At 62.2% G+C, this 685-nt stretch carries 2 protein-coding genes; both read left to right on the plus strand.

The features are described from left to right. Window positions 1-135 precede the first annotated feature (135 nt). On the plus strand, window positions 136-387 hold the full coding sequence (locus IDM40_RS27770) for a type II toxin-antitoxin system Phd/YefM family antitoxin (protein ID WP_193121798.1): 252 nt from the start codon (window positions 136-138) through the stop codon (window positions 385-387). Continuing rightward, complete coding sequence (locus IDM40_RS27775; protein ID WP_193121799.1) at window positions 384-644, plus strand: Txe/YoeB family addiction module toxin; 261 nt, start codon at window positions 384-386, stop codon at window positions 642-644. The genes IDM40_RS27770 and IDM40_RS27775 overlap by 4 nt, the downstream gene beginning before the upstream one ends. Window positions 645-685: the final 41 nt, after the last annotated feature.

The raw sequence follows: 685 nt of genomic DNA on the forward strand, positions 1-685 counted from the left end.
CCAACACGTAGTCATAGTAGAACGCACGGCGGTCCTGGTTTTCCGACGTGAACGTCCACCCGAAACCCCTGAGCGCGGACGTACAAGATCACGTACAATCGGGAAGAGGCTCTCGATCGTCCTCGGAGGTGCGCCATGAAGACCATGAGCTACTCGGAATCCCGTGCGAACTACGCCGACACCCTCGACGCTGTCGTCAACGACCGCGAAGAGGTCGTCATCACCAGATCCGGCCGGGAACCGGTCGTCATGCTTGCACTCTCCGAGTACGAGGCGCTCAAGGAGACCGCCTACCTTCTGCGCAGCCCGGAGAACGCTCGCCGCCTGGTCACGTCCATCGAGGAACTCGAGGGTGACCAAGGGATCGAACGCGGGTTGGCCGAATGAGGCTCGTCTGGTCCCAATCCGCCTGGGAGGACTATCTCTGGTGGCAGGGTCAGGACCGGAAGATTCTGAAACGGATCAATGCACTGATCCAGGACATCGATCGCAACGGAAACCAGGGGATGGGTAAACCCGAGCCCCTGCGGCACGGCTTCCAGGGTTACTGGTCGCGGCGGATCACCACCGAGCACCGGTTGGTGTACAAGGTCAGCGGTGAGGAGATCCGCATCGCGGCCTGCCGTTATCACTACGGCAAATAGAACGGGGCCCGGCCGCGCGGTGCGGCCGGGCCCGTGAGGAA

The organism is Nocardiopsis coralli (genome assembly GCF_014892575.1).
Taxonomy (GTDB): Bacteria; Actinomycetota; Actinomycetes; order Streptosporangiales; family Streptosporangiaceae; genus Nocardiopsis; species Nocardiopsis coralli.